Raw genomic sequence first — 23310 nt, 5'->3', positions numbered from 1 at the left:
TTAATTAATCTCCTCCGTCTTCATTGCTTGCTGACGTTGATAGAGTTGCACCAATTGAGTGGTTAAGTGCAGGATTTGGTCGCTGTCGCCCAGCATGCTGGCCTCGTTTAGGGCCGCTTGGGTTTGTTCAATCTGGGCCGTGAGCGGCAGCTCCGTCGTCAGGACCCGTAGACAATCGGTCACGACCTGCGCTTTTTCTTCTTCAGCGATGATTTGGGTTTCAACCTGACTGAGCAGACTTTGCGCCCCGGGGGTGAGGTGATCCATCACCGCCGCGGGGACAAAGTCCGAATGATCCGCCAGGTAGTGCTTAATGACCGTGTACAACTGCTGGTAGGCGGGCTGGGGAAACTGAAAATCCGCCAAAGCATCCAGGCGGTAGCGCACTTCCGCATCATAACAGTAGTATTTTAACAGGATTTGCGCCGCCCGTTCGCCGCGCGACAAGGTCGTCGGCTGATTAGCCGCCGGCACCGTCCAGTCAGGATCTTCAGCTGGCGGGGGAACCAGCCCCGCTTCTTCTTCTGGCGGCGGGACGGTCCCCATCGGCGCCGCCGGGACGGCCCGCGGCGCGGGGATACTGGCCAATTGCCGCTCCAAACTGCCCAGGTCCAGGCCAAATTCCCCCGCTAATTTTTTCAGGTAGACACTTTGCCCCACCGGCGTCGGCACGGTCGCAATTACTTCCAAGGCCGCATTCAAGTAGTTAATCAATTCGCTTTGCTTTTGCAAGTTCAAATCCTTGCGCAAGTAAGCTAAGCGAAAATCAACCGCCGTCTCTTCGCCATGGGTCATATACTCCTGAAATTTGAGGTTGCCGTACTTTTGGACGTATTCATCCGGGTCCAGACCCGCCGGCAGTTGGACCACCCGTAAGGTTAAATCCGGGGCGGTATCTTCGACCAGCTTTAAGGAACGATCAATCGCCGCTTGTCCCGGCTCGTCCCCATCGTAGGCAATCGTCAGCTGGCTGGTCAGGCGCGCGATGGCTTGGACCTGTTCGCTGGTAAAACTGGTCCCCATCGAGGCAATCCCGGTCTTGATCCCGGCCCCGTACGCCGCAATAACGTCCATAAAGCCTTCAAGCAGGGTCAAGTGCCCCGCCTTGCGCGCCGCCTGCTTGGCCAAATCCAGGTTAAAGAGGGTCTGGCGCTTATTAAACAGGGGCGTTTCCGGACTGTTGAGGTACTTGGGGGTGTTGGCTGGGGCCTTTTTAGCCAGGATGCGCCCGGAAAAGGCGATCACCTGGCCGTTGGCATTTTTGATCGGGTACATCACCCGCCCGTGGAAGCGGTCCTGCAACTGCCCATCCGCCCGCTCGACAAACAGGCCGGACTTGCGCAAAAGCTGGTAATCCAGCTCTTGTTGCTGGGCGTACTGGTATAAGACCGGCTGCCCATTGGTGGGTTCGGGCGCAAAACCGAGGTTGAACTGATCGATCAATTCCCGCGTCATCCCCCGGTCCAAAAGGTACTTTAAGGCTGGCTGCCCAGCCGGCGTATTGACCAGGATGTGATGATAGAGCTTGGCCGCTTGTTCGTGCAAGCGCCCCAACTGGCCCCCCTGGCTATTTGGATTGGACGGCGCGGCCGCCGTATACTGGCTGGGCAACTCCAGGTCGGCAAACTCCGCCACGGCTTCGACCGCCTGGGGAAAGGACATGTCATGTAATTGCATCAAAAAACTAAAGACATTCCCGCTCCGGTGACAGGAAAAGCAGTAGAAGAATTGCTTTTCCTGGTTGACCGAAAACGAGGGGGTATCATCCTGGTGAAAGGGACAGTGCCCCATCAGGTTTTTCCCCTGCTTTTTCAGCTGCACATCTTGACCGATCACATCCGCAATATCAACCGCATTACGGAGCCGGTCTAAGACCTCCTCCGGGATCTTCGCCATTCACAACCCCCCGCTCGTGCATGCATAGTTACGAAAGGTCGCCCCCTGAAAACGGAATGCGACCTTTCATCAAAATACTACCTAATAATACTATTTTATATTCTAGCACAAGGCCCGGGGCTTGCCAAGGGGCCGGCTTATTTCACAATTAATTGGTCCAAGTTCCCCAAGCGGCCCGTTAAGTCCGCTAGCAGAGTCAGTTGGGCCAGCCGGTTGTTCTTGACGGCTTCGTCCTTGTCCATAATCATGTTTTCCGTGAAGTAAGCCGTGATCACGTCCGCCAGCGCCGTTAACTTGGCAAACAGGTCCGCCAGGCTCAATTGGTCCGCTTGCTTGGCCAAAGCAGCCACGGCCGTGTGCAGCGCCGTTTCCGATGGGTTAACAAACTTGGCTGGGTCCACCGTCGTTGGCAGGTCGGCTGGGGCCTTTTGGGCGATCCGGATGACCCGGGTCAGGGCTTCAATTTGGTCCTTGAAGCCCGCGTCCGCTTGGTGGTCCGCCAGCAGTTGGGCTGCAGCGACAATGTTGACCGGATCGGCGACCTTGGTGTCAGTCGCCGCGTCAATTACGTCGTGCCGCAGGTGCTCATCACTCAGGAATTGCTTAATCCGGTCGAGCAAGAAAGTCCGCACTTGGGCGGCATTCTTCGTGTAGTCGTAGCGCAAGTCCAGGTTGGCAACGGCTTGGGCCGCTTGGGCTTGGAAGGTCAAGATTGGCAAGTGCCAGCCTTGGGCCACCAAAATCCGCATGATCCCGGCCGCCTGGCGCCGCAGGGCGTACGGGTCGTTGGAACCAGATGGGATCAAGCCCACGGCAAAGAAGCTGTAAATTGAGTCCAGCTTGTCGGCAATCGCCAGCAGGGCGCCGAGCTTGGTCGTCGGCAGGTCCCCTTCCGCCGCAATTGGCAGATAGTGTTCCCGCACCGCGGCGGCCACGGCCGGCTTTTCCCCGGCTAAGTTGGCGTAAATTTCGCCCATGATCCCCTGCAGTTCGGCAAATTCACCAACCATTTGCGTCGTCAGGTCGAACTTGTAGATCGCACTGGCCCGCTGCAGGTCCGCCAATTCGGCTTCACTCAAGCCTAATTGGTGCCCGAGGGCTTGGGCCAAGGCGCCGGTCCGGGCCATCTTTTCGGCCATCGAGCTGATTTGATCGTGGAAGCTGACCTTGCTCAAGCGGGCCACGTATTGGTCAATGCTGAGCTTTTGGTCTTCTTCATAAAAGAATTTTGCGTCTTCCAAGCGGGGAACCAAGACCCGTTCGTTCCCCTTGATCACGTTATCCAAGTGGTCGCGGTTCCCGTTCCGCACGGAAATAAAGTGCGGCAAGAGCTTGCCAGCGTGATCCCGGACGCAGAAGAAGCGTTGGTTGTCACGCATGGAAGTAATCAGGACTTCTTCGGGCAAGACAAGGTACTTTTCATCAAAGGCCCCGGCAAAGGCGGTTGGCCATTCCACCAGGTTGTTGACTTCTTCCAGCAGTTCCAAGTCTTCGTCTAGGACCCAGTCGTGTTCGGCCACTAAGGCGTGAATTTGTTCTTGGATCAGGGCCTTGCGCTTGGCTTGGTCGGCAATCACAAAGTCGGCCTTGAGGGCGGCTTCGTAATCGGTCGCCGTGGCGATGTCAATGGCGTGGCCCAGGAAGCGGTGCCCCTGGGTGGTCCGACCGGCCGTCACGTTTAAAATGCTAAACGGCACCACTTGATCATCCAACAAGGAGACCAGCCAGCGAATCGGCCGGATAAATTGGAGGTTGAAACTGCCCCACTTCATCAAGGTTGGGAAGTTCATCGCCGTGATCACATCCGGCAACTTGGCCAAGACTTTGGCCACTGGTTGCCCCGCGACGTGCTTGTTGACAAAGACGTATTCGACCCCTTTGACGGCCTTAAATTCAATGTCATCGACGCTGACCCCTTGGCCGCGGGTAAAGCCTTGGGCGGCCTTGGTCCAGTTGCCATCAGCATCTAAGGCGATCTTTTTGGCCGGGCCCTTAACTTCTTCATCTACGTCCGGTTGCTTGTCTGCTAACCCGGAGATCAGCAAGGCCAAGCGCCGCGGCGTCGCAAACTCTTGGATTTGCGCAAAGTCAATCCGTTCTTCCTTTAAGAAGTTGGCCACCCGTTGGTGCAATTGGGCGATACTCTTGGTTACCACGTGGGCCGGCATTTCTTCTACGCCGACTTCTAACAAGTATGAGTGCGTCATTACTTTTCCCCTTTCTTGGCTTGCTTGGCAGCCCGGGCCGCCGCTTTTTCGGCCGCCTGAGTGTACTTTTCAACCGTTGCCTGGCGCTGTTGTTCGTCGTGAATCAGCGGGAAGCCGAGCTTGCGCCGTTCTTCGACAAAGGCCTTGGCAATCATCTTGGCCATGATCCGGATCCGGTGCAAGTAGCCGGCCCGTTCCGTGACGGACACGGCCCCGCGGGCATCCAAAAGGTTAAAGGTGTGGCTGCACTTCAGCACATAGTCGTAAGCCGGGTGGATCAACCCGAGCTTAATCAAGCGCTTAGCTTCACTTTCAAAGTTGTCAAAGTCAGCCAAGAGCATGTCTTGGTTGCTTTCTTCAAAGGCGTACTTGGAGTGTTCGTATTCGGGTTCTTTAAAGATGTCACCGTACAAGACACCGTCGGACCATTCCAAATCATAAACGGAGTTGACGTTTTGGATGTATTCCGCCAGCCGTTCCAAGCCGTAAGTAACTTCCGCGGCCACCGGATCCATTTGCAATTCCCCGACAACTTGGAAGTAGGTAAATTGGGTCACTTCCATCCCGTCGAGCCAGACTTCCCAGCCGACCCCGGCACACCCCATGGAAGGATTTTCCCAGTTGTCTTCCACGAAGCGGATATCGTGTTCGAGCGGTTCAATTCCCAGTTCGCGCAGACTGCCCAGGTATAATTCCTGGATGTTGGCCGGCGAAGGCTTCATCAGGACTTGGAATTGGTGGTGTTGGTAGAGCCGGTTCGGATTTTCCCCGTAACGCCCGTCCGCCGGCCGCCGGGATGGTTCGACGTAAGCGGCGTTCCACGGTTCGGGCCCGATTGCCCGCAAGAAGGTGTACGGACTCATCGTCCCGGCCCCCTTCTCGTTGTCATACGCTTGCATCAACATACATCCTTGGTCTGCCCAGTATTTTTCCAGGGTAAAGATGATCTCTTGGACCGTCATTTTCTTGGCCATGCTGTTTCTCCTTTCACTCTGCTGCCGATGGAAAGTAAAAAAGCCCCGCAGCGACGGTTAGCCCGTGGCTGCAGGGACGATTACTCGCGGTTCCACCCTGCTTTTTTGCACTATGCAAAACAGCTTCATTATTCCAGCTCGGGGGTGCTCCGAAAATCCGGCGGGCTTGCACCAATCTCCCGCTCGCTGTGAAATGGATCTCTTCTTCCCGTCATCGCCAGCAGATATTCAAAAATATACGTTGTTAATAGTACCCGCCTACCCGCCAAAAGTCAATCGTCCAGGGTGATTTCACGAATTTTCGCGCGGCGGCAAAGTCAATTGATCCTGCCAGCTGGCTAACGAATCCAGAAAGTGCTTGCTCTTTAAGTGCAAGCCGACCTGATCAGCGTAAATCTTATCCAGCGCCCAGCGCAGGGCCCGCTGGGTTGGCGCGTCAACGTTCACGTCCCCGACCGTTTGCAGATTTAAGTGGGCAAACAAGCGCAGGTAATTGACCACCTTCGGCTGCAGATGCAAGCGGTGTTCGTCTTGGTCCCAGTGATCGCGACATAAGACGCCCCCAAACGCCTCCGAGTAATCCAGTGGTAAATCCCGCCGCCCACAGATTACGCAGCCATCCCAACGCGGGGCCACCCCGAAGCGCCCCAACAGTTGAACTTCTAAAACATTGACGATCACTTGGGGCGCCTTGCCGGCATCGAGGAGCTGCAACGCAGTTAAAATTTGGTCATACCAGGCCCCGATCCCCTGCCCCTCTTCAAAGGCCACCCCGACCAAATCGAGCAGGTAGGTCGCATAAGCATTCGCGGTCAGATCTGGCCCCAAGTGCTTGAGCTGGTGGGTTTCTTTCGCGGCGACCAGGTAGGATAAGTTGCCCCCTTCCAGCCAGCCGACGTAGGTCCCATACGTAAAGGGCAAGAGCGGCGCCGCCAACTTGGAACCCTTGCGCCGCGCCCCGCGGACAAAGAACATCGTCGGTCCCAGGTTACGGGTCAAAAATTTTACCAGCAGATCGTGTTCGCGGTAGTCGCGCCGAAATAAAATCAAACCTTCAAAATCAGTATTTACCCGGGCCATTGCGGCGCCCCCTTTCAATTCATAAGAAAAACCGGGGTGCGCCCCGGCTTTAGCAGCTCATCATTAGTAATCGGTATTACGGTAGCCGTAGTCTTTGAGCATGGCAGCCTTGTCGCGCCAGCCTGGCACCACCTTGACCCACAGCTGCAAGTAGACGTGATCGCCCAAGAGGTGTTCGATGTCCTGGCGGGCGCTTTGCCCAATTTGCTTGAGCATCGCCCCCTTCTTGCCGATAATAATCCCCTTTTGACCCGGCCGCTCGACCACGATGTTGGCGCTGATGTGGACGGTGTCTTCACTTTCGCGCTTCACGCTGGTCACGTCAATTGCCACGGAGTGCGGAACTTCTTGGCGGGTCAAATGAAAGACCTTTTCGCGAATCATTTCGGCAATCACAAACCGTTCCGGGTGGTCCGAAATCTGATCACTCGGGTAGTATTGCGGACCTTCCGGCAGTTGGGCAACTAAATCATTGATCAATTGGTTGACGTTATTACCCTGCAAGGCTGAAATCGGGATGATCCCCTTGAAATCTAAAGTTCCTTCGTACTGGGCCACAATGTCTGGCAGGTCGTTGGGGTTGACCAGGTCGATCTTATTGACGACCAAGTAGATCGGCTTGTGGACCTTCTTTAAGCGTTCGATGATAAATTCATCCCCCGGCCCCTTTTTACTGTCGGCCGGGACGACAAACAAGACCGCATCGACTTCATCCAAGGCCGACAACGCCGAACGTTCCATGAAGTCACCCAGCTTGGTCACTGGCTTGTGAATCCCGGGGGTGTCAATAAAGACGATCTGGGCATGATCGGTCGTGTAGATCCCCTGAATCTTATTGCGCGTCGTTTGGGCGACATTGCTCATGATCGCCACTTTTTGGCCGACCACGTAGTTCATCAAGGTCGACTTTCCGGCGTTGGGCCGCCCGATCAGGGCCACAAAGCCCGAGTGAAATTTTGCTTCCGTCATCTTTTCCATCCTTTATCATATTAAATCAGTGAGGTACGGTGCCAAGACCAAGAGGCCAATTACCACCGCCAAGCCCGCGGCTAACAGGACCAACCCCGCAGCCACATCCTTGGCCAGTTTGGCATTTTCATCATAACGTTGCCCAACAATTAAATTAACCAGGGCCTCAATCACCGTATTTAAAAATTCTGCAAACCAGACCAACGCAATCGCCAGGGCCAACCAGCACCAGGTGTTCAAATCCACGTGCAAGCTCAGCCCCACCACGACGACCACCCCCGCGGACACTAAGTGGCTGCGCATGTTGCGCTCATTTTTAATTACCGCCCAAATCCCGGCCCCCGCGTGGCGCAACGCCTGGCTAAAGTGGCGATTTTTGCCGGTCTGAGGGGCTTTAGCGGGTGAGCCCATAAGCCGTTAAGATCGCCTCTTGGAGGCTGAACATTGCCGCTTCATCGGCGGGCGTCTCGTGGTCGTAGCCGTTAAGGTGCAAAAAGCCGTGCACCAGCAAAAAGCCGAATTCGCGGTCCGCCGAATGGCCTAAAAACAGCGCCTGTTCCTTGACCTTATCCAGGGAAATAAACAAATCTCCTAAGTCCAGTGGCAACTCGGCTTGCAATTCCGCCGGCAAGGTTAAATCCTCCTCGTCGTTGATCGCAAAGGAAATCACGTCCGTTGCCCGATCCACGCCGCGATACTTGGCGTTGAGCTCCTTCATTTCCGGATTGCGGACCAGGGTCAAGGACAACTCCGCGTTGGCTGGCAAGGCCAACTTGGCCGCCGCTTGGGCCAACAGTTCTTCGGCCAGGGCCGTTTGGTGCTCCGTCAGCATCCCCTGGCTGTGGTCATAAATTGTCAGTTCCATTAATTCTTCCCCTCTGCGCGGTCATAAGCCGCGATAATCTTGGCAACGACGGGGTGGCGAACCACGTCATCGGCCTGAAAGTAGACAAACTCGACCGCCGCGACGTCCTTTAAAATTTGTTCGGCCGACAAGAGGCCACTCTTGGCCCCCCGCGGCAGGTCGATTTGCGAGACGTCGCCATTGACGACCATCTTGGCGCCAAAGCCCAACCGGGTTAAGAACATCTTCATTTGGGCCTTGGTGGTGTTTTGGGCTTCATCGAGGATCACAAAGGCGTTGTCCAAGGTCCGGCCCCGCATGTAGGCCAACGGGGCAATTTCAATCACGCCCCGCTCCATCAGGCGTTCGGTGTGGTCGGCGCCAAAAATTGAGTTTAAGGCATCATAGATTGGCCGCAGGTACGGATCGACCTTTTCCTTTAAATCACCGGGTAAGAACCCTAAGCTTTCGCCGGCTTCCACGGCCGGGCGGGTCAAAATAATCCGTTCAACTTCCCCGCGCTTGAGGGCGGCTACCGCCATCGCTACGGCCAAGTAAGTCTTCCCGGTCCCGGCCGGGCCGATCCCAAAGGTAACGTCGTGATTTTTCATCGCGTGGACGTACTGGCGCTGGCCGAAGTTCTTCACCCGAATCGGCCGCCCCTTACGGTCATTGATGATTTTTTCTTGGTACAGGTCGGCAAAGTATTCTAACGTCCCCTTGTGGGCCATCTTCATGGCGCTGATGATATCGGTACTGGCAATCGTAATCCCCTGCTCGATCAAGGCCACCAGCTGGTCTAAAATCGCCCGCGTTAAATGCACGGCTTCATCAGGCCCGCTGAGCTTCAATTGATTGCCAAACGGGTGAATCGTGATGCCCATCCCCTCTTCGAGCAGGCTGACGTATTGATCCTGCGTCCCGAGGAGGGCAATTTGCACCCGCGGGTTATCGATTTCATATTGCATTTCAATTATTTTTTCTGCTGCTGCCAAAAAAAGCTTTCCCCTTTTTTACTAAATTATCTGAAAAAATTATAGCACAATTGACCGCCAAAACGACAGTGATCAAAAAAGCGACCGGCAGACCCGATCGCTGGGAAATTTATTTACCTTGTAAGAACTTCTTCACGGTTTCGTTGACGACCTTACCGTCGGCCTTGCCCTTAACCTTCGGCATGATCGCCCCCATCACCTTGCCAAAGTCCTTCATGCTCGTGGCTTGGACCTGGGCAATCGTGTCCTTGACGACTTGGGCGACTTCCGCCGGCGTTAATTGCTTGGGCAGGTACTTTTCGACCACGGCCAATTCGTGCTTGACCTGATCAATCAAGTCTTGGCGCCCGGCCTTTTCAAACTCGGCCAAAGACTCCTTGCGTTGCTTGAATTCACGCGCCAAGACCCCGTTGGCTTCATCGGGCGTTAAATCGTGGCCCAGCTTGATCTTTTCGTTGGCCACCGCCGCCTTTAACATCCGGACCACGCTCAAGGTTGCCTTATCCTTGGCCTTCATGGCCGCGACCATATCCTTGGTTAATTGCTCTAATAAACTCATTGTCTTGCCTTCCTTTCGATACGAAAAAAGCCCCGGTCAAAGAACCGGAGCTTTTAGCCATTAGTAACGACGGCGCTTGTTCTTACGCTTTCGTGCCGCTTCAGACTTCAACTTGCGTTTTACACTTGGCTTTTCATAGTATTCACGCTTGCGGTATTCTTGAAGCGTTCCGTTCCGTGAAACCGTACGTTTAAAGCGCCGAAGAGCATCGTCTAACGATTCATTCTTCCGAACGATAGTCTTGGACATATTGAATTCCCTCCCTCCGAGCTTAAAATCGTACTGTTATACCAGATCATTCTGGTTTATCCACTACGCACTATATTTTAGGCATCCTCTCCCCGAAAGTCAACAAATTTTTGAAATTTTCTTGGGGACTAACCGCCCAAATTTAGAGGTCCTTAATCATAAAGCGGTCCATCGTCTGGTGGTTGGCCGTTTGCATCGGGCCCGGCAATTCTTGGAAGCCCATTTTTTCGTACACGTGGCGCGCGGCCGTAAGGGTATGGTGCGTTTCCAAGTACAAGTGGCGAAAGCCCGCCTGCTTGGCACGCTGTTCCACGGCTTGCAGCAATTGGTAGCTGAGGCCGCGCCCGCGGGCGGCGGGGGTTAGATACACTTTTTGCAATTCCGCCACTTGCTGGGCCGGGGCGTAGGGCGCATACCCGGCGCCCCCTAACACGACCCCGTCGTCGCTGACCGCCACCACGTAGCCCCGGTCCGGAGCCGCTTGGTAGTAGCGACTCAAATGCTCCAATTCCGGATCGAAATAGGCCGTTCCCGGCCGGGCTAGGTTTGCAGCCTCCAGCGCCTGGCGAATAATTTGGGCCAGGGCGGCATCGTCTTGGGCTTCAATTTCTCGCATCAGCATTGTATTTCCTCCCGTCCGTTCTGGTTGGGTCTCATTCTAACAAACCTGAAACAAAAACGCCAATCCGTTTCAAACCGATTGGCGTTTTCGTTAAGCATTAGTCTTCATCCGCGGGTGCTTCAGCAGCGACCGTCAGATGCAATTCCTCCAACTGTTCTGGATCAACCATCCCAGGAGCAGCCGTCATTGGTTCAATCCCCTTGGAGTTCTTCGGGAACGGAATCACGTCCCGAATGTTGTCAGCTCCGGCCAACAGCATTACCCAGCGGTCAAAGCCAAAGGCCAGGCCCCCTTCCGGCGGCATCCCGTTTTCCAGCCCCCGCAAGAGGAAGCCAAAGCGGGCGTTGGCTTCTTCCTTGCTGTAGCCCAGTGCCTTTAGGACTTTTTCTTGGACCTTTGGATCGTGAATCCGGATCGAGCCCCCGCCAATTTCGTTCCCGTTCAAAATGATATCGTAGGATTGGGCGTGAGCTTGGTGTGGGTCTTCCCCTTCTTCCAAGTAGTGAAGGTCTTCTTCCTTGAGCATCGTGAAGGGGTGGTGAGCGGCAATCCACTTGCCAAAGCCTTCGTCGTATTCAAACATCGGCCAGTTGACCACCCACAGGTAGTTCCATTGGTTTGGCGCAATCAAATCCATTTCCTTGGCGATGGCTTCCCGCAGGTAACCCAGGGCATCACAAACCACGTGGAAGGTATCAGCCACGAAAAGAATCAAGTCGCCTTCCTTGGCTCCCAAGCGTTCGTTGATCGGGTCGGCCAGGTCCGTTAAGAACTTGGCAATCGGCCCGTTGTAACCGTCGGCCGTAACCTTTACCCAGGCCAGCCCCTTGGCGCCGTAACGCTTGATGTATTCTTCCTTTTTGGTAATGTCCTTACGGGAGTAGTGGTCGGCCCCACCCGGGACCGCAATCGCGCGGACGTAATTGCCGGCCGCCACGGTGCCAGAAAAGACCTTAAAGCTGCTGTCCTTAACTAAATCGGACAGGTCGTGAATTTCCATCCCAAAGCGGGTGTCCGGCTTGTCGGAACCAAAGCGGTCCATCGCTTCTTGCCAGTCCAAACGGGGGAATGGCGTTGGCACATCGACCCCCAGGGCTTCCTTCATGACTTGCTTGATCAAGCCTTCGGTCATTTCCTGGATTTCTTCGGCCGTGGCGAAGCTCATTTCCGTGTCAATCTGGGTAAATTCCGGTTGGCGGTCCCCCCGCAAGTCTTCGTCCCGGAAGCAACGCGCCATTTGGTAGTAACGATCCACCCCGGCGGCCATCAACAATTGCTTAAACAATTGCGGTGATTGGGGCAGGGCGTAGAAGTGCCCGTCATACAAGCGGGATGGCACCAAGAAGTCCCGCGCCCCTTCCGGCGTTGAGCGGGTCAAGTTTGGCGTTTCCACGTCCATGAAGTCGTGGCTGTCGTAATAGCTGTGAACGATCGCGGCCACCTTGCTGCGCAACTTCATGTTCTTCATCATTTGCGGCCGCCGCAAGTCTAAGTAGCGGTACTTTAAGCGCAGGTCTTCCGCCGCTTCGACGTCATCTTTGATTTCGAAGGCCGGCGTCTTGGAGCGGGCCAGGATGTTGGCTTCCTTGACTTCGACTTCGATCTTCCCCGTCGCCAGTTCCGGGTTGGCTTGGGCCCGGGCCCGTACCAGCCCGCGGACTTCAATGATGTATTCATTGCGACATTCGTTGGCTACTTCAAACGCCACCCGGTCGTCTTCTTCGTTAAATACCAATTGCACGATCCCTTCGCGGTCGCGCAGGTCAATAAAGATCAGGCCCCCGAGGTTGCGCCGCTTAGCGACCCAGCCCTTTAAGACGACTTCTTGGCCGATTTGTGCTTCGCTGGTCCGGCCAGCGTAGTTTGTCCGTTTCATTTGTTTATTCCCCCAATTGTGCCGTGTAGACGCCCTTGAAGTCCGCTAAAACATCCGCTAACTTCAGGGTCACTTCTTCTTGCGTTGCCATATTCTTAAAGTGGACATTGCCGGCGGCCAGTTCGCGTTCGCCGACCGTTAAGACCGCCTTGGCCCCGGCCTTAGCCGCCGTCTTAAACTGGGCCTTTGGTTTGCGGTCCAGGTAGTCGCGTTCGGCAATCAAACCAGCAGCCCGGGCGGCTTGCACTAGCTGCAAGCTGACCAGGTTCGTTGCTTGGCCAATCCCGACCACGTACAGGTCCAGCGTTGGCAAGGTCGGCAGGGCCGCCCCTTCTTCTTCCAACAATAAGAGCAGCCGTTCCAGGCCGATCCCAAAGCCGACCCCGGCCAAGTCAGGGCCCCCAAGTTGTTCGACGAGGCCACTGTAACGGCCCCCACCACAGATCGTGGTGTAACCGTGGCCCAGCGCTTTGGCTTGAACCATCACTTCAAAGATCGTGTGGTTGTAGTAATCCAGCCCGCGGACCATCGTAGCGTCGACCACGTAATCAATCCCTAAGGCGTCGAGCATTTGCTTGACGGCTTCAAAGCGGTCGTGGGCTTCCGGCGTCAAGTAATCCAGAATCGATGGCGCGTCAGCCACGAACTGCTGGTCGCGCGGATCCTTGGAATCCAAGACCCGCAGCGGGTTCTTTTCCAAACGGGCTTGGGAGTCTTCACTTAATTCCGCATAGTGCGGCTTTAAGTAATCAATCAGGGCTTGCCGGTAGTTGGCCCGGCTGGTTTGGTCCCCCAGGGAATTGATGGCGACCCGCAGGTTGGTCAACCCCAGCTTGGCAAATAATTGGCAGGCCATCGCGATGACTTCCACGTCGATCGCCGGATTATCGGCGCCAAAGGCTTCCACCCCGATCTGGTGGAATTGGCGTTGCCGCCCGGATTGCGGCCGTTCGTAACGAAACATTGGCCCCAGGTAGTAAACCTTGTAGGGCTTTTGGAATTCCGGTCCGTACAGCTTGTTTTCGTTAAAGGCCCGCACGACCCCGGCCGTCCCTTCTGGCCGCAAGGCGATGTGGCGATCCCCCTTGTCGTTGAAATCGTACATTTCCTTGGTGACCACGTCGGACGTATCCCCAGCGGAGCGTGAAAAGACCTCATAGCTTTCAAACAATGGCGTCCGGATTTCTTGGTAGTCGTAAGTCTTAAACAATTCCCGGGCGACGCCTTCCACGTATTGCCACTTAACCGTGTCCGTTGGCAAAATGTCGGCCGTCCCCTTTGGACGTTGGTAACGCATTATTTTTCCCTCCTATTATTACAGCTCCGCAAGCCCCCGGCCTAAAGAAAAAGCACCCCTGCTTTCACAAGGGTGCTTTTTAGCACGGTACCACCTTGGTATCACTCACGGATAACGTCGCCAGGCGACGCAGCCCACCTCAAAAGGGTCACTCGATCTGCGTGGATACCGGGCTTGCACCCATCCCGGCTCGCTGAACTCCCGCAGGATCGATCAGGCTTTCTCACTGGTGGCTGAAAATTTTTAATTCTCATTTACCTTACTCGTTCCCCCGCGCCGAGTCAAGTTTTTCCCCGACATTTCCCAGCCGCAGCCTTGAAAAAGGTTGCTTTTTTTCTTTAGCCGGTCATACTTATTTTTAAGGAAACAAAAAGGGGCGATTTCGTGTGGAGAAATTGATTAAATACCGCCGCTGGTGGAGCACTTTGCTCCCCATCGGCCTTGCTTTGCTGCTGATTGCCATCATCGCAACCCAAAATCGGCTTACCATCCATAAAGAAGCGGTGACCTTACGGATGGGCCCGGGGCTGACTTACCAGCCCCTCAAGCACCAAGCGGCTACCGAAAAGGTCCGCTTGATTGGGCAAAGTCATAACTGGTACAAATTACTCCTAGGCGATCACCAGGTCGTCTGGGCGCCGGCCTGGCGGGTCAACCACCAAACCAAAGTCGCCTCTGGGAATGCCTTAAGTGAAGCCACGATCGTCATCGACGCCGGCCACGGGGGGACCGACGTGGGGGCCGAACACGTCGCTGACAGTAAACAAGCCAAATACATGGAAAAGACTTACACCCTGCAAATGGCGCAGCGCGTCGCCGCCAAGCTGCGGGCCCAGGGGGCGCGGGTGATTATGACGCGGACCGATGATCACTTCGTAGATCTCAAGCCGCGCCCGCAAGTCGCCGAGCGGGTCAAAGCCGATGCTTTCATCAGCTTTCACTTTGATTCTTCCCCCCACGCCAACGAGGGAAGCGGGATGACCACCTACTATTACCACCAAGGCGCCAGCAAAACCCTGGCCACCTTGGTCAACCATGAACTTACGCCCCTGCCCTTGGCCAACCTCGGGACTGACTTTGGTGACTTCTTAGTGATCCGCGATAACACCCAGCCGGCGATTCTCTGTGAGATGGGCTACATTAATACCAAGCGCGATTTTAAGCAAATTAAATCTGCCCGCTACCAAGACCAAGCGGCGACCCAAATCGTCAAAGGGGTCAACCGCTTCTGCCAGGTGCGGACTGGGAAATAGAAAGGAAGTCTTGCCATGGAATTACCGTTGAGTTGGTTTGAAAAATTGCCCTTCGCCCCCTTCCAGCGGGTGGTCCCGGTGCGCGGCGGTGACATCAACCTGGCCTTTCGGCTGGAAACGGCCACCCAAACCTACTTCATCAAGGTCCAACCCCACCAGCCGGCCAGCTATTTTGCCCACGAACAAGCGGGGTTGTTAACCCTCAGTCAGGCGGTTAATGTCCCCCAGCCGTTGGCCAGTGGGGTGGTGGCCGATCACGCCTACTTGATTTTAAATTGGCTGGACCAAGGCGCGGGCGATCAGTTTGCCCTCGGCCAAGCGGTCGCTCGGCTCCACCAAATCACCAACGACCAGTTCGGCTTTGCGACCGACCACACCACCAAGGTCTTAACCAAAAACAATCATTGGAATGCCGACTGGGGCGATTTTTACCGCCACCAACGCCTGGCCCCGGAAGTCGCGGCCGCCAAGGCCCAGGGCGTTTGGAATGACTGGCGCGACCAGCACTACCAGCGGATGGTGGCCGCCTTTGCTCACTATTATCAGATCCACTCGGTCCAGCCCAGCCTCTTACACGGCGATCTTTGGGCCGGTAACTTCTTGTTTACTAGCACGGGGACGCCAACCCTCATCGATCCGGACGCCCTGTTTGGCGACCGCGAGTTTGACTTGGCGATGACGACGATTTTTGGCGGCTTTGAGCCGGCCTTTTATCAGGGCTACCAAAGCGTCTGGCCCTTAGCACCGGGCTTTGAAACCCGCCTGCCGTGGTACCAATTCTACTACCTGACCATGCACCTGATCTTGTTTGGCGAAAGTTACGGGCCAAGCGTCGATCAGATTTTACAGCAATACTAGCGGCTGAGAAGAAACCATTTTTTCGGCTAGAACTGTAAGTAGCAACAACAAAAAGCGCTAGCAATCAACGTTTTCAGTAACGTGGTTGCTAGCGCTTTTGAATTTTTAAAACTTTTTTCCGGCCGCTTTAATTTACTTATTTTTCGTAAATAATCGTCACCGGCCCATCATTTTCCAGCTCGACTTTCATGTCGGCTCCAAACTGGCCGGTTTCAACGTGAATGCCGGCGGCGGTCAAAAGATCATTAAATTGGTGGTATAAGGGCTCGGCGACCGCTGGCTTGGCAGCATTGGAAAAGCCCGGGCGGTTGCCCTTTTTCACGTCCGCATACAGGGTAAACTGGGAGATCGATAAAATTTCCCCACCGACGTCCTTGAGGCCCAAGTTCATCTTGCCGGGTTCACTTTCAAAGACCCGCAGATTAACAATCTTGTGGGCCAAGTATTCCAAGGTCGCCGGCGTGTCTTGCGGTCCAAAGCCGACTAGCAAGAGGTAACCCTTGCCGATCTTGCCGACCACTTGACCGTCAATCGTGACCTGGGCGTGGTTGACCCGTTGCAATACTACTCGCATCTCTTATCCTCCGTTATTTTGGCTTAGTGAATGACTCGCTTGACCACGTAAACATCCGCTACGTTCTTCAAGGCATCCTCGATCAATTGCAGGTGGTTTAAATTCCGCACCCCTACGGTCAAGGAGATCGTGACCATCCGGTTGTGGTCAACCTTCCCATTGATCGAATTCAAGTAGCGGGTCTTATTGTTGACCACCCGAATCACATCGTTTAACAAACCATTGCGGTTGTAGCCTTGGACTTCGATATCCGCGTTATAGTTGGTCCGGTCGCCCTGCGGATCCGACCAGTAAACAGATACTAACCGTTGGCCGCTGGCTTCGCTGGCCTTGACGTTCGGACAATCCCGCCGGTGGACGGACACCCCGCGCCCCTTGGTAATGTAGCCGACGATGTCATCGCCCGGGATCGGGCTGCAACAATGGCTGAGCCGGGTTAAGAGGTTATCGACCCCTTCGACAATGATCCGGTCATTGGACGTCGGCAGCTTCTTCTTTTCGGGTTTGGCATCAAAGGTCTTGTGTTCTTCCAGCAATTCCTTTTCGGCCTGGCGCTGGCGGTCCTTTTTTTGTTGTTTCCGGACATCTTCAGTGAACCGGTTGCACACCCCCAACGGTGGGACATCCCCAAAGCCAACGGCGGCGTAGAGGTCATCGATCGAATTGTAGTGCATCTGCTCGGCGACCTTGCGCTCCAGGTCTGGGACCATGAATTGGGCCGGATTAAAGCCATTGTCCCGCAACTCGGTTTCGATGATCCGGTGACCTTCCTCCACGTTTTCTTCCCGGTTGTGGGCGCGGAAGAACTGGCGAATCTTATTGCGGGCCCGCCGGGTCGACACCAGATCCAGCCAATCGCGGCTCGGGCCAGCCGAAGACGTCGAGGTCAAAATATCGACAATATCCCCGTTTTTGATCTCGTAATTCAGTGGCACGATCCGCCCGTTAACCTTCGCCCCCGTGGTATGGTTCCCCACTTCGGTGTGGATCTGGTAGGCCATATCCAGCGGCCCGGCCCCCTTCGGCATTTCGATCGCATCACCCTTCGGGGTAAAGGCGTAGACTTTATCGGCAAAGATGTCGCTTTGGACCCCCTGCATAAACTCGTCGGTCCCGTTGCTTTCTTGGCGCAGTTCCAGGATTTCTTTAACGATGTTGAGCTTTTGGGAATCCCGGCTGGTCTGATCCACGCCGGCCGTCTTGCCTTCCTTGTAGGCCCAGTGGGCGGCCACCCCGTATTCGGCCACCTCGTGCATTTGGTGGGTCCGGATTTGGATTTCCAACGGCCGTCCTTCGGGTCCAATCACCGTCGTGTGCAAGGATTGGTAACCATTGGCTTTCGGCATGGCGATGTAATCCTTAAACCGCCCCGGCATCGGCTTCCAACTGGTGTGGATCGCCCCTAGGACGGCGTAACAATCGCGGATCGAATCCACCACGACCCGAATTGCCAAGAGGTCATAGATTTCGCTGAATTGTTTGTGTTGGGTCACCATCTTGCGGTAGACCGAGTAAATGTGCTTGGGCCGCCCGTAGATCTCAATTTCCCCGCTTAAGGCCAGGTCACTGATTGATTGTTTGACCTGGTCGATCGCCGCGTTAATGTAGCTGACCCGCTGATCGCGCCGTGAATTCATCAGGTGGACGATCCGGTAGTATTGTTGCGGGTTTAAGTAGCGCAAGGACAGGTCCTCTAATTCCCACTTGATCGTGCTGATCCCCAGCCGGTCGGCAATCGGGGCGTAAATCTCCAAGGTTTCGTTGGAAATCCGGCGTTGCTTGTCCGGGCGCAAATGCTGCAAGGTGCGCATGTTGTGCAACCGGTCGGCCAATTTGACGATCATCACCCGGATGTCCTTGCTCATCGCCAAGAGCAATTTCCGGTGAGTCTCGGCCATTTGTTCCTTATTGGACTTATAGTGAATCTTGCTGATCTTGGTATCGCCATCAACGATTAGCGCAATCGTCGGCCCGAAGAGCTCTTGGATGTCGCCTAAGGTGGCCCCGGTATCTTCGACAATATCGTGCATGTAGCCCGCACACACCGTCTCCGGATCCATCCGCAACTCGGCTAAGATCCCCGCAACTTGAATCGGGTGAATAATGTAGGGTTCCCCCGATTTGCGCACCTGATTGGCATGGGCCACGGCCGCAAAGTGATAGGCCCGCTCAACCAAGGCCACGTGATCCTCATTCATGTAAGCAGCGACCATCGCTTTGACATCTTGATGCGTTAATTCTTTCACCTTCGACATCCCAATCCCCCCTTAGTCCGGTTTTGACATTGACCAAGCCAGGTAACTGATTCCCAAGTACACTAAGGCAAAGGGCCACATGTAACGCGGCGCAAACTGATACGCCCCTAACAAGTAGGCCCCCGGAAACCAGAACAGCATCCCGCTTTTTCTGGTTACCAAGCGCTTACCCAGCCAAATGCTGAGCCCGCTGTTGATGATCAAGAGCAAACCGCCGACCATCAGCACCCGGCTGATGAGCCCACTGCGCGCTGCCAGCCCCGTCACCAGGATTCCCATTACCAGACTGATCACGATGGCAAGGCGATCACTTGCTTGCCACCATTGTTTTATTCTTTGCATTCGCATTCCCTCAAATCTGCCCGATTAGATAATTCTTATTTTAGCACAGGTTCCCCGCCGGTAAATCACAGATTGCCCTGCAGTTCTAATTGGTAGGAAGTCGCCGCCAAAAAGTACAGTGGGGCCGTCTCCGTGCGCAAGATCCGGGGCCCCAAGCCAACTGCTTGAAAACCCGCCGCCGTCATCGCCGCGACTTCCTGGCTGGTCAACCCGCCTTCCGGCCCAAAGAGGGCCAAGATGCGTTGACCCGCTTGCAAGCTGGTCAAACTTTGCGTCAAGGCCGCGGCTTCGCCTTGCTTTGCCGACTCTTCCCAGGCGACCAGGCGCTGATCAGCAGGTTCCTGTAAAACGGCGGCCAGGTTAGGCCGGTATTCAACCGTTGGCAACCAGGTCCGGTGCGACTGTTCCGCCGCCCCCAGGGCAATCTTTTGCAGCCGGTCCAATTTCTTCGCGACCTTTTTGGTGTCCCAGTGGCTGACCGAGCGTTCACTTTCAAAGAAGATAAAGTGATGGGCGCCCAGTTCCGTCCCCTTTTGGACGATCAATTCCGGCTTTTCCTTGGTCTTAGGTAAACCACAGGCCAAAGTCACCGTCACTGGTAATTCAACCTGGCTGGTCAGCGGGGCCCTCAGCGTGATGGTCGCCGGGGTCAGGGCGACGACCTCGGCTTGGTAAGCCTGGTGATCCGCCAGCACGACTTCTACGGCCGTCCCGACTTGCGCCCGCAAGACCGTTACCAAGTGGTGGGCCACCGTGGCGGGGAGAACCAGCGGCGTGTCCGTCGCGGTTTGTTCAGGTAAAAAATAACGTTGCACTACTCGTCTTCCCCCTTCTTGTGGGCAATGATCCCATACCAATCCTTGATCCGCAAGGTTTCATCAATCACAAAGCCCGCGGCCTCTTGGGCTTGTTTGACCGTTTCAAACTTATCCTTAATAATGCCGGAGGTCAAAAAGGCCCCGCCCGGCTTAAGGTTGGCCAGCGCTTGGGGAATCAAGGGCAGGATGATTTCTGCCAAAATGTTGGCGACCACCACGTCCACTTGGGTGTTGATCCCGTCTAAGAGGCTGTTTTGCGCCACTTGCACGTCCGCGGCCACCGGATTTAAGGCCAGGTTCTTTTTAGCTGAGGCCACCGCCACCGGATCCAGGTCAAAGGCTTGCACCGCCCCGGCCCCTAATTGCTTGGCGGCAATACTCAAGACCCCCGAACCGGTGCCGACATCCAGCAAGCTTTCGCCCCCGCGCAGCGTCATTTCCAGGGCTTGCAACATCAGCTTGGTCGTCGGGTGGGTCCCGGTCCCAAAGGCCATCCCCGGATCCAAGACCAGCAATTTTTCATCCGGGCTGGTTGGTTGATACTCGGCCCAGGCCGGCACGATCGTCAGCTGGCGGCTGAGCCGGATCGGGTGGTAATACTTTTGCCAGGCCAAGGCCCAATCGTCATTTTCCAATTGGTGCACCGTGACCGTCCCCGGCGCCGGATCCAAGCCAAAGTCGGCTAATTGCCGCACGGCCGCTTCAATTTCCGGCAGGATTTCCGGCACAAAGGTCGTCGGCGCAAAGTACCCCGTTACCGCCGCACCGCTTTGCCGGTGGGGCAGGCTGAAGGGATCAATGATCGCCCCATACTGGTCGGGTTGGCTGGTCAGCTGCGCAAAATCGGCGGCGTCATCAATCTTCACCCCGGCCGCCCCGTGGTTGGTTAGTTGGTAAGCGACGGCTTCCACGGCCGCCGTACTGGTTTCAACGATAATTTCTGTCCACTGCTCCATCTTATTTCCTCCGCTGTCACAGTTCTTAAAAAAACGAAAAGACCCCGACAAATCGCTTTGCCGCGGCCCCTGAAATTTAGTATGATGGCCTTATTCCGACGCCGGGTGTTCAGCTGGCGTGGCTGGGGCCTCATTCTGCTTGGCATCCCCCGCTTGTTGGCGCTTCTTTTCCAAATGATTGGTCAAGTAAATGATCAAATCGCGCTCGGTCTTAAAAATCCGCGGGTGGTGCTGGTGGTGGAGTCGGACGTCAATCTCATTAATCTTCAATCGACCCGTCCACGTATGGGAGTATCGAATGATTACCCGGTTGTTAAGTTTATGCTTACCAAACCGGAAGATGTAGACGTGTTCCGGTGTCATCATCGGGCGAATATATTCCTTCTTATACGTCAGATCGTTATCCCGCATAAACTGTTTGGTCCGATTTAAAATGGTAATCACCTCCTCAACTGATTCCAGGGCACTGCGCCCTTACAATGTGTTAATTTTACCATACCCTTGGCAACGTGCCAAAGACTATGCGTAGTTTAAGCTAGTATTTTACCATAATTTTAGTCTGCTGAAAGGTGGTTTTTGCAATGACCCTGCTTTTTTTACTACTCGGATTGTGGCTGCTCTGGAAACTCTTTAAATTTTCGCTCTGGCTCTGTGGGGTGTTTTTGTTCTTGATAATTGCGGCGATCCTATTCAAAGTGCTGTTATGGCCGGTTTTACTGTTGGGATTAATTGTCGTCTGCGGAATCGGTGGACTGGGTCGCTAACGATATCACAAACTTAATATTGTGAAAAATTAAAAGACCAACCCCTTTCATTTGCAAAAGAACAAGAAAAAAGCGCTTTCAAACTTGTGAAAAAATTCGCGATTTTTCTAACATTGTGAGAAGGAGCATGATATAATAGTTTTCGCGATGGAGGAGGACCTCCGCAAAAGTCACACAGAAAGAGAGTGTATTATCTTATGTCTAAGAATCACCAAAAAGTTGTCTTAGTCGGTGACGGAGCCGTTGGTTCCAGTTACGCTTACGCCATGGTGCAACAAGGGTTGGCCGAAGAATTTGCCATCATCGACCTGTCCAAGGAACGCACGGAAGGGGACGCCTTAGACCTCGAAGACGCTACGCCATTTACGGCGCCTAAGTTAGTTTACGCCGCTGATTACGACACTTGCAAGGATGCCGACCTGGTCGTAATTACGGCCGGGGCCCCACAAAAGCCGGGTGAAACCCGGTTGGACCTGGTTGACAAGAACATGAAGATCATGAAGTCAATCATCGAACCAATCAAGGCTTCGGGCTTTGACGGGATCATCCTGGTGGCGGCGAACCCAGTGGACATCTTGACATACGCCGCGCAAAAGTTCTCCGGCTTCCCGAAGCACAAGGTAATCAGCTCCGGGACGTCCTTAGACTCCGCCCGGCTGCGAGTTGCTTTGGCCAAGAAGTTCAACGTCAGCCCAGTTGACGTGATGGCCAACATCTTGGGTGAACACGGTGACACGGAATTCGCCGCTTACTCCAGCGCGACGATCGGTGGCAAGCCGCTCTTGGACATGGCCAAGGAAGCCGGCGTTTCGATGGACGAACTGCTCCAAATCGAAGACGAAGTGCGCCACAAGGCTTACGAAATCATCAACCGCAAGGGCGCAACCTACTACGGGGTTGCTACGGCCCTGATGCGGATTTCCCGGGCCATCTTGCGGGACGAAAACGCCGTGCTGCCAATTGCGGCCCCAATGAACGGTGAATACGGCTTAGACGACATCTACATCGGGACGCCAGCCGTTATCAACGCCCAAGGGATCGACCGGGTAATCGAAGTGCCACTGGACGAACGGGAAACCAAGGCCATGGCCGCTTCAGCTAAGACCTTAAAGGAAATCGCCACGGCCGGGATGGCCAAGCTGCAAGGCTAATTTGCTTAAAAAAACTTTAAAAAGACGGAACCCTACGGGGAACCGTCTTTTTTTAATAAATTTTTTAAATTTTGTCCCTTATTAATCAAATGATCAGAAAATTTATCTTTTCAAGCGCGCTTTTTCCCGTATAATGGTTAATGACTGTTTAGCAAACTGGAAGAAAGGACGTTTATATTGTGATCAAAGAATTCAAAGAATTTATCAGTCGCGGGAATGTGATGGACCTGGCCGTTGGGGTTATCATTGGTTCGGCCTTCACGGCGATCGTAAAATCCTTGGTAGCGAACTTGATCAACCCGTTGATCGGGATTTTCCTGGGGAAGATCGACCTGTCAAACTTGGTTCTCTCCGTTGGCGACGCCCACTTCAAATACGGGCTCTTCTTGAACTCGGTCATTAACTTCTTGATCATCGCCTTCGTTGTCTTCTTACTGGTGAAAGCCATTAACAAGGCAATGCCAAAGAAGGAAGAAGAACCCGAAGCACCGGCTCACGCCAGCGCCGAAGAATCATTGGAAAAGATCGTGCAAATGCTCGAAGACCAAAAGCAAAAGTAAGTTTAAAGGGACCAACGAAATCACTCGCTGGTCCCTTTTCTTATCCCTGTATTTAAACTAGGCTGCCACAACTTTTGCTTAATAGACTTGGACATAGTAGTGATAGCAACACTCAAAAATCCGCTAATTCCAATTTTAACACACGACATATTTACAGATTAATGTCATTAAGTTAAGCTCTTGACACCAAATATTTGACAAAAAGTACCCC

At 54.5% G+C, this 23310-nt stretch carries 23 protein-coding genes; 4 read left to right on the top strand and 19 right to left on the bottom strand.

From position 1 onward, the window contains the following. The 13 genes from dnaG to hisS all read right to left on the bottom strand — a co-directional run bounded on the left by dnaG (position 1) and on the right by hisS (position 13568). Positions 1-1896 carry a DNA primase gene (gene dnaG / locus FC43_RS06770; protein ID WP_056955104.1) on the bottom strand — a complete coding sequence of 632 codons (1896 nt, stop codon included), beginning with the start codon at positions 1894-1896 and terminating at the stop codon, positions 1-3. 137 nt (positions 1897-2033) lie between these two features. Beyond that, positions 2034-4103 carry a glycine--tRNA ligase subunit beta gene (gene glyS, locus FC43_RS06765; RefSeq protein WP_056955102.1) on the bottom strand — a complete coding sequence of 690 codons (2070 nt, stop codon included), beginning with the start codon at positions 4101-4103 and terminating at the stop codon, positions 2034-2036. Further along, the gene (glyQ, locus tag FC43_RS06760) at positions 4103-5077 is read right to left on the bottom strand and encodes a glycine--tRNA ligase subunit alpha (protein ID WP_056955100.1); all 975 of its coding nucleotides are present in this window, start codon (positions 5075-5077) and stop codon (positions 4103-4105) included. The genes glyS and glyQ overlap by 1 nt, the downstream gene beginning before the upstream one ends. A 291-nt stretch (positions 5078-5368) precedes the next feature. Further along, complete coding sequence (gene recO, locus FC43_RS06755) at positions 5369-6157, bottom strand: DNA repair protein RecO (RefSeq protein ID WP_019205757.1); 789 nt, start codon at positions 6155-6157, stop codon at positions 5369-5371. Between the two features lie 63 nt (positions 6158-6220). Next, entirely contained in the window at positions 6221-7126 is a 906-nt protein-coding gene (gene era, locus FC43_RS06750; RefSeq protein WP_056955098.1) for a GTPase Era, read from the bottom strand. Positions 7127-7141: 15 nt separating this feature from the next. Next, positions 7142-7537 (bottom strand): diacylglycerol kinase family protein, encoded by a 396-nt coding sequence (locus FC43_RS06745; protein WP_056955096.1) that lies wholly within the window; start codon positions 7535-7537, stop codon positions 7142-7144. After that, positions 7521-7991 carry an rRNA maturation RNase YbeY gene (ybeY, locus tag FC43_RS06740; RefSeq protein ID WP_056955094.1) on the bottom strand — a complete coding sequence of 157 codons (471 nt, stop codon included), beginning with the start codon at positions 7989-7991 and terminating at the stop codon, positions 7521-7523. The genes FC43_RS06745 and ybeY overlap by 17 nt, the downstream gene beginning before the upstream one ends. Beyond that, positions 7991-8938 carry a PhoH family protein gene (locus FC43_RS06735; protein ID WP_040469897.1) on the bottom strand — a complete coding sequence of 316 codons (948 nt, stop codon included), beginning with the start codon at positions 8936-8938 and terminating at the stop codon, positions 7991-7993. Before FC43_RS06735 ends, ybeY begins: the two co-directional genes overlap by 1 nt. 136 nt (positions 8939-9074) lie before the next feature. Next, a complete protein-coding gene (locus FC43_RS06730) occupies positions 9075-9524 on the bottom strand; it encodes a GatB/YqeY domain-containing protein (protein WP_019205762.1) in 450 nt (149 codons plus the stop codon). 60 nt (positions 9525-9584) lie between these two features. Further along, positions 9585-9773, bottom strand: coding sequence for a 30S ribosomal protein S21 (rpsU, locus tag FC43_RS06725; RefSeq protein ID WP_019205763.1), 189 nt, complete (start codon positions 9771-9773; stop codon positions 9585-9587). A gap of 142 nt (positions 9774-9915) precedes the next feature. Next, on the bottom strand, positions 9916-10395 hold the full coding sequence (locus FC43_RS06720) for a GNAT family N-acetyltransferase (protein ID WP_056955092.1): 480 nt from the start codon (positions 10393-10395) through the stop codon (positions 9916-9918). Positions 10396-10492: 97 nt separating this feature from the next. Continuing rightward, on the bottom strand, positions 10493-12271 hold the full coding sequence (gene aspS / locus FC43_RS06715) for an aspartate--tRNA ligase (protein ID WP_056955090.1): 1779 nt from the start codon (positions 12269-12271) through the stop codon (positions 10493-10495). Positions 12272-12275: 4 nt separating this feature from the next. After that, complete coding sequence (hisS, locus tag FC43_RS06710) at positions 12276-13568, bottom strand: histidine--tRNA ligase (protein ID WP_056955088.1); 1293 nt, start codon at positions 13566-13568, stop codon at positions 12276-12278. Positions 13569-13954: 386 nt separating this feature from the next. Here hisS and FC43_RS06705 point away from each other — a divergent pair, with 386 nt between their 5' ends. Together FC43_RS06705 and FC43_RS06700 are read left to right on the top strand one after the other, a co-directional pair. Then, positions 13955-14821 (top strand): N-acetylmuramoyl-L-alanine amidase, encoded by an 867-nt coding sequence (locus tag FC43_RS06705; RefSeq protein ID WP_056955086.1) that lies wholly within the window; start codon positions 13955-13957, stop codon positions 14819-14821. A gap of 15 nt (positions 14822-14836) precedes the next feature. Further along, positions 14837-15679 (top strand): fructosamine kinase family protein, encoded by an 843-nt coding sequence (locus FC43_RS06700; protein WP_056955084.1) that lies wholly within the window; start codon positions 14837-14839, stop codon positions 15677-15679. A gap of 136 nt (positions 15680-15815) precedes the next feature. On the opposite strand, the gene dtd is transcribed toward FC43_RS06700, so the two are convergent. From dtd to FC43_RS06670, 6 genes are all read right to left on the bottom strand, one after another. Further along, positions 15816-16253 (bottom strand): D-aminoacyl-tRNA deacylase, encoded by a 438-nt coding sequence (gene dtd / locus FC43_RS06695; protein ID WP_056955082.1) that lies wholly within the window; start codon positions 16251-16253, stop codon positions 15816-15818. Positions 16254-16276: 23 nt separating this feature from the next. Continuing rightward, positions 16277-18508, bottom strand: a complete 2232-nt coding sequence (locus FC43_RS06690; RefSeq protein WP_056955080.1) for a RelA/SpoT family protein — start codon at positions 18506-18508, stop codon at positions 16277-16279. A gap of 12 nt (positions 18509-18520) precedes the next feature. Continuing rightward, positions 18521-18850, bottom strand: coding sequence for a diguanylate cyclase family protein (locus FC43_RS06685; protein WP_019205771.1), 330 nt, complete (start codon positions 18848-18850; stop codon positions 18521-18523). 65 nt (positions 18851-18915) lie between these two features. Continuing rightward, entirely contained in the window at positions 18916-19665 is a 750-nt protein-coding gene (locus tag FC43_RS06680) for a 16S rRNA (uracil(1498)-N(3))-methyltransferase (protein WP_056955078.1), read from the bottom strand. Beyond that, positions 19665-20624, bottom strand: a complete 960-nt coding sequence (gene prmA, locus FC43_RS06675; protein WP_056955077.1) for a 50S ribosomal protein L11 methyltransferase — start codon at positions 20622-20624, stop codon at positions 19665-19667. The genes FC43_RS06680 and prmA overlap by 1 nt, the downstream gene beginning before the upstream one ends. A 90-nt stretch (positions 20625-20714) precedes the next feature. Beyond that, on the bottom strand, positions 20715-21035 hold the full coding sequence (locus FC43_RS06670; RefSeq protein WP_040469900.1) for a hypothetical protein: 321 nt from the start codon (positions 21033-21035) through the stop codon (positions 20715-20717). A 550-nt stretch (positions 21036-21585) separates the two neighbouring features. On the opposite strand from FC43_RS06670, the gene FC43_RS06660 reads away from it, so the two are divergent. Both FC43_RS06660 and mscL read left to right on the top strand, forming a co-directional pair. After that, positions 21586-22539 (top strand): L-lactate dehydrogenase, encoded by a 954-nt coding sequence (locus FC43_RS06660; protein WP_019205776.1) that lies wholly within the window; start codon positions 21586-21588, stop codon positions 22537-22539. A 179-nt stretch (positions 22540-22718) separates the two neighbouring features. Further along, the gene (mscL, locus tag FC43_RS06655; RefSeq protein WP_056955075.1) at positions 22719-23099 is read left to right on the top strand and encodes a large-conductance mechanosensitive channel protein MscL; all 381 of its coding nucleotides are present in this window, start codon (positions 22719-22721) and stop codon (positions 23097-23099) included. The last annotated feature ends 211 nt before the right edge of the window (positions 23100-23310 follow it).

Origin of the sequence: Limosilactobacillus ingluviei DSM 15946, assembly GCF_001435775.1 — a bacterium.
Taxonomy (GTDB): domain Bacteria; phylum Bacillota; class Bacilli; order Lactobacillales; family Lactobacillaceae; genus Limosilactobacillus; species Limosilactobacillus ingluviei.
This window is presented reverse-complemented; position numbering and strand designations above follow the sequence as displayed.

Coding starts and splice junctions, on each gene's coding strand:
- rpsU (WP_019205763.1), bottom strand. CDS start 9,773: ATGTCCAAGACTATCGTTCGGAAGAATGAATCGTTAGACGATGCTCTT.
- FC43_RS06735 (WP_040469897.1), bottom strand. CDS start 8,938: ATGCAATATGAAATCGATAACCCGCGGGTGCAAATTGCCCTCCTCGGG.
- FC43_RS06690 (WP_056955080.1), bottom strand. CDS start 18,508: ATGTCGAAGGTGAAAGAATTAACGCATCAAGATGTCAAAGCGATGGTC.
- FC43_RS06660 (WP_019205776.1), top strand. CDS start 21,586: ATGTCTAAGAATCACCAAAAAGTTGTCTTAGTCGGTGACGGAGCCGTT.
- FC43_RS06670 (WP_040469900.1), bottom strand. CDS start 21,035: ATGCGGGATAACGATCTGACGTATAAGAAGGAATATATTCGCCCGATG.
- FC43_RS06720 (WP_056955092.1), bottom strand. CDS start 10,395: ATGCTGATGCGAGAAATTGAAGCCCAAGACGATGCCGCCCTGGCCCAA.
- ybeY (WP_056955094.1), bottom strand. CDS start 7,991: ATGGAACTGACAATTTATGACCACAGCCAGGGGATGCTGACGGAGCAC.
- glyS (WP_056955102.1), bottom strand. CDS start 4,103: ATGACGCACTCATACTTGTTAGAAGTCGGCGTAGAAGAAATGCCGGCC.
- hisS (WP_056955088.1), bottom strand. CDS start 13,568: ATGCGTTACCAACGTCCAAAGGGGACGGCCGACATTTTGCCAACGGAC.
- dnaG (WP_056955104.1), bottom strand. CDS start 1,896: ATGGCGAAGATCCCGGAGGAGGTCTTAGACCGGCTCCGTAATGCGGTT.
- recO (WP_019205757.1), bottom strand. CDS start 6,157: ATGGCCCGGGTAAATACTGATTTTGAAGGTTTGATTTTATTTCGGCGC.
- FC43_RS06685 (WP_019205771.1), bottom strand. CDS start 18,850: ATGCAAAGAATAAAACAATGGTGGCAAGCAAGTGATCGCCTTGCCATC.
- FC43_RS06730 (WP_019205762.1), bottom strand. CDS start 9,524: ATGAGTTTATTAGAGCAATTAACCAAGGATATGGTCGCGGCCATGAAG.
- aspS (WP_056955090.1), bottom strand. CDS start 12,271: ATGAAACGGACAAACTACGCTGGCCGGACCAGCGAAGCACAAATCGGC.
- dtd (WP_056955082.1), bottom strand. CDS start 16,253: ATGCGAGTAGTATTGCAACGGGTCAACCACGCCCAGGTCACGATTGAC.
- FC43_RS06700 (WP_056955084.1), top strand. CDS start 14,837: ATGGAATTACCGTTGAGTTGGTTTGAAAAATTGCCCTTCGCCCCCTTC.
- era (WP_056955098.1), bottom strand. CDS start 7,126: ATGACGGAAGCAAAATTTCACTCGGGCTTTGTGGCCCTGATCGGGCGG.
- FC43_RS06745 (WP_056955096.1), bottom strand. CDS start 7,537: ATGGGCTCACCCGCTAAAGCCCCTCAGACCGGCAAAAATCGCCACTTT.
- prmA (WP_056955077.1), bottom strand. CDS start 20,624: ATGGAGCAGTGGACAGAAATTATCGTTGAAACCAGTACGGCGGCCGTG.
- glyQ (WP_056955100.1), bottom strand. CDS start 5,077: ATGGCCAAGAAAATGACGGTCCAAGAGATCATCTTTACCCTGGAAAAA.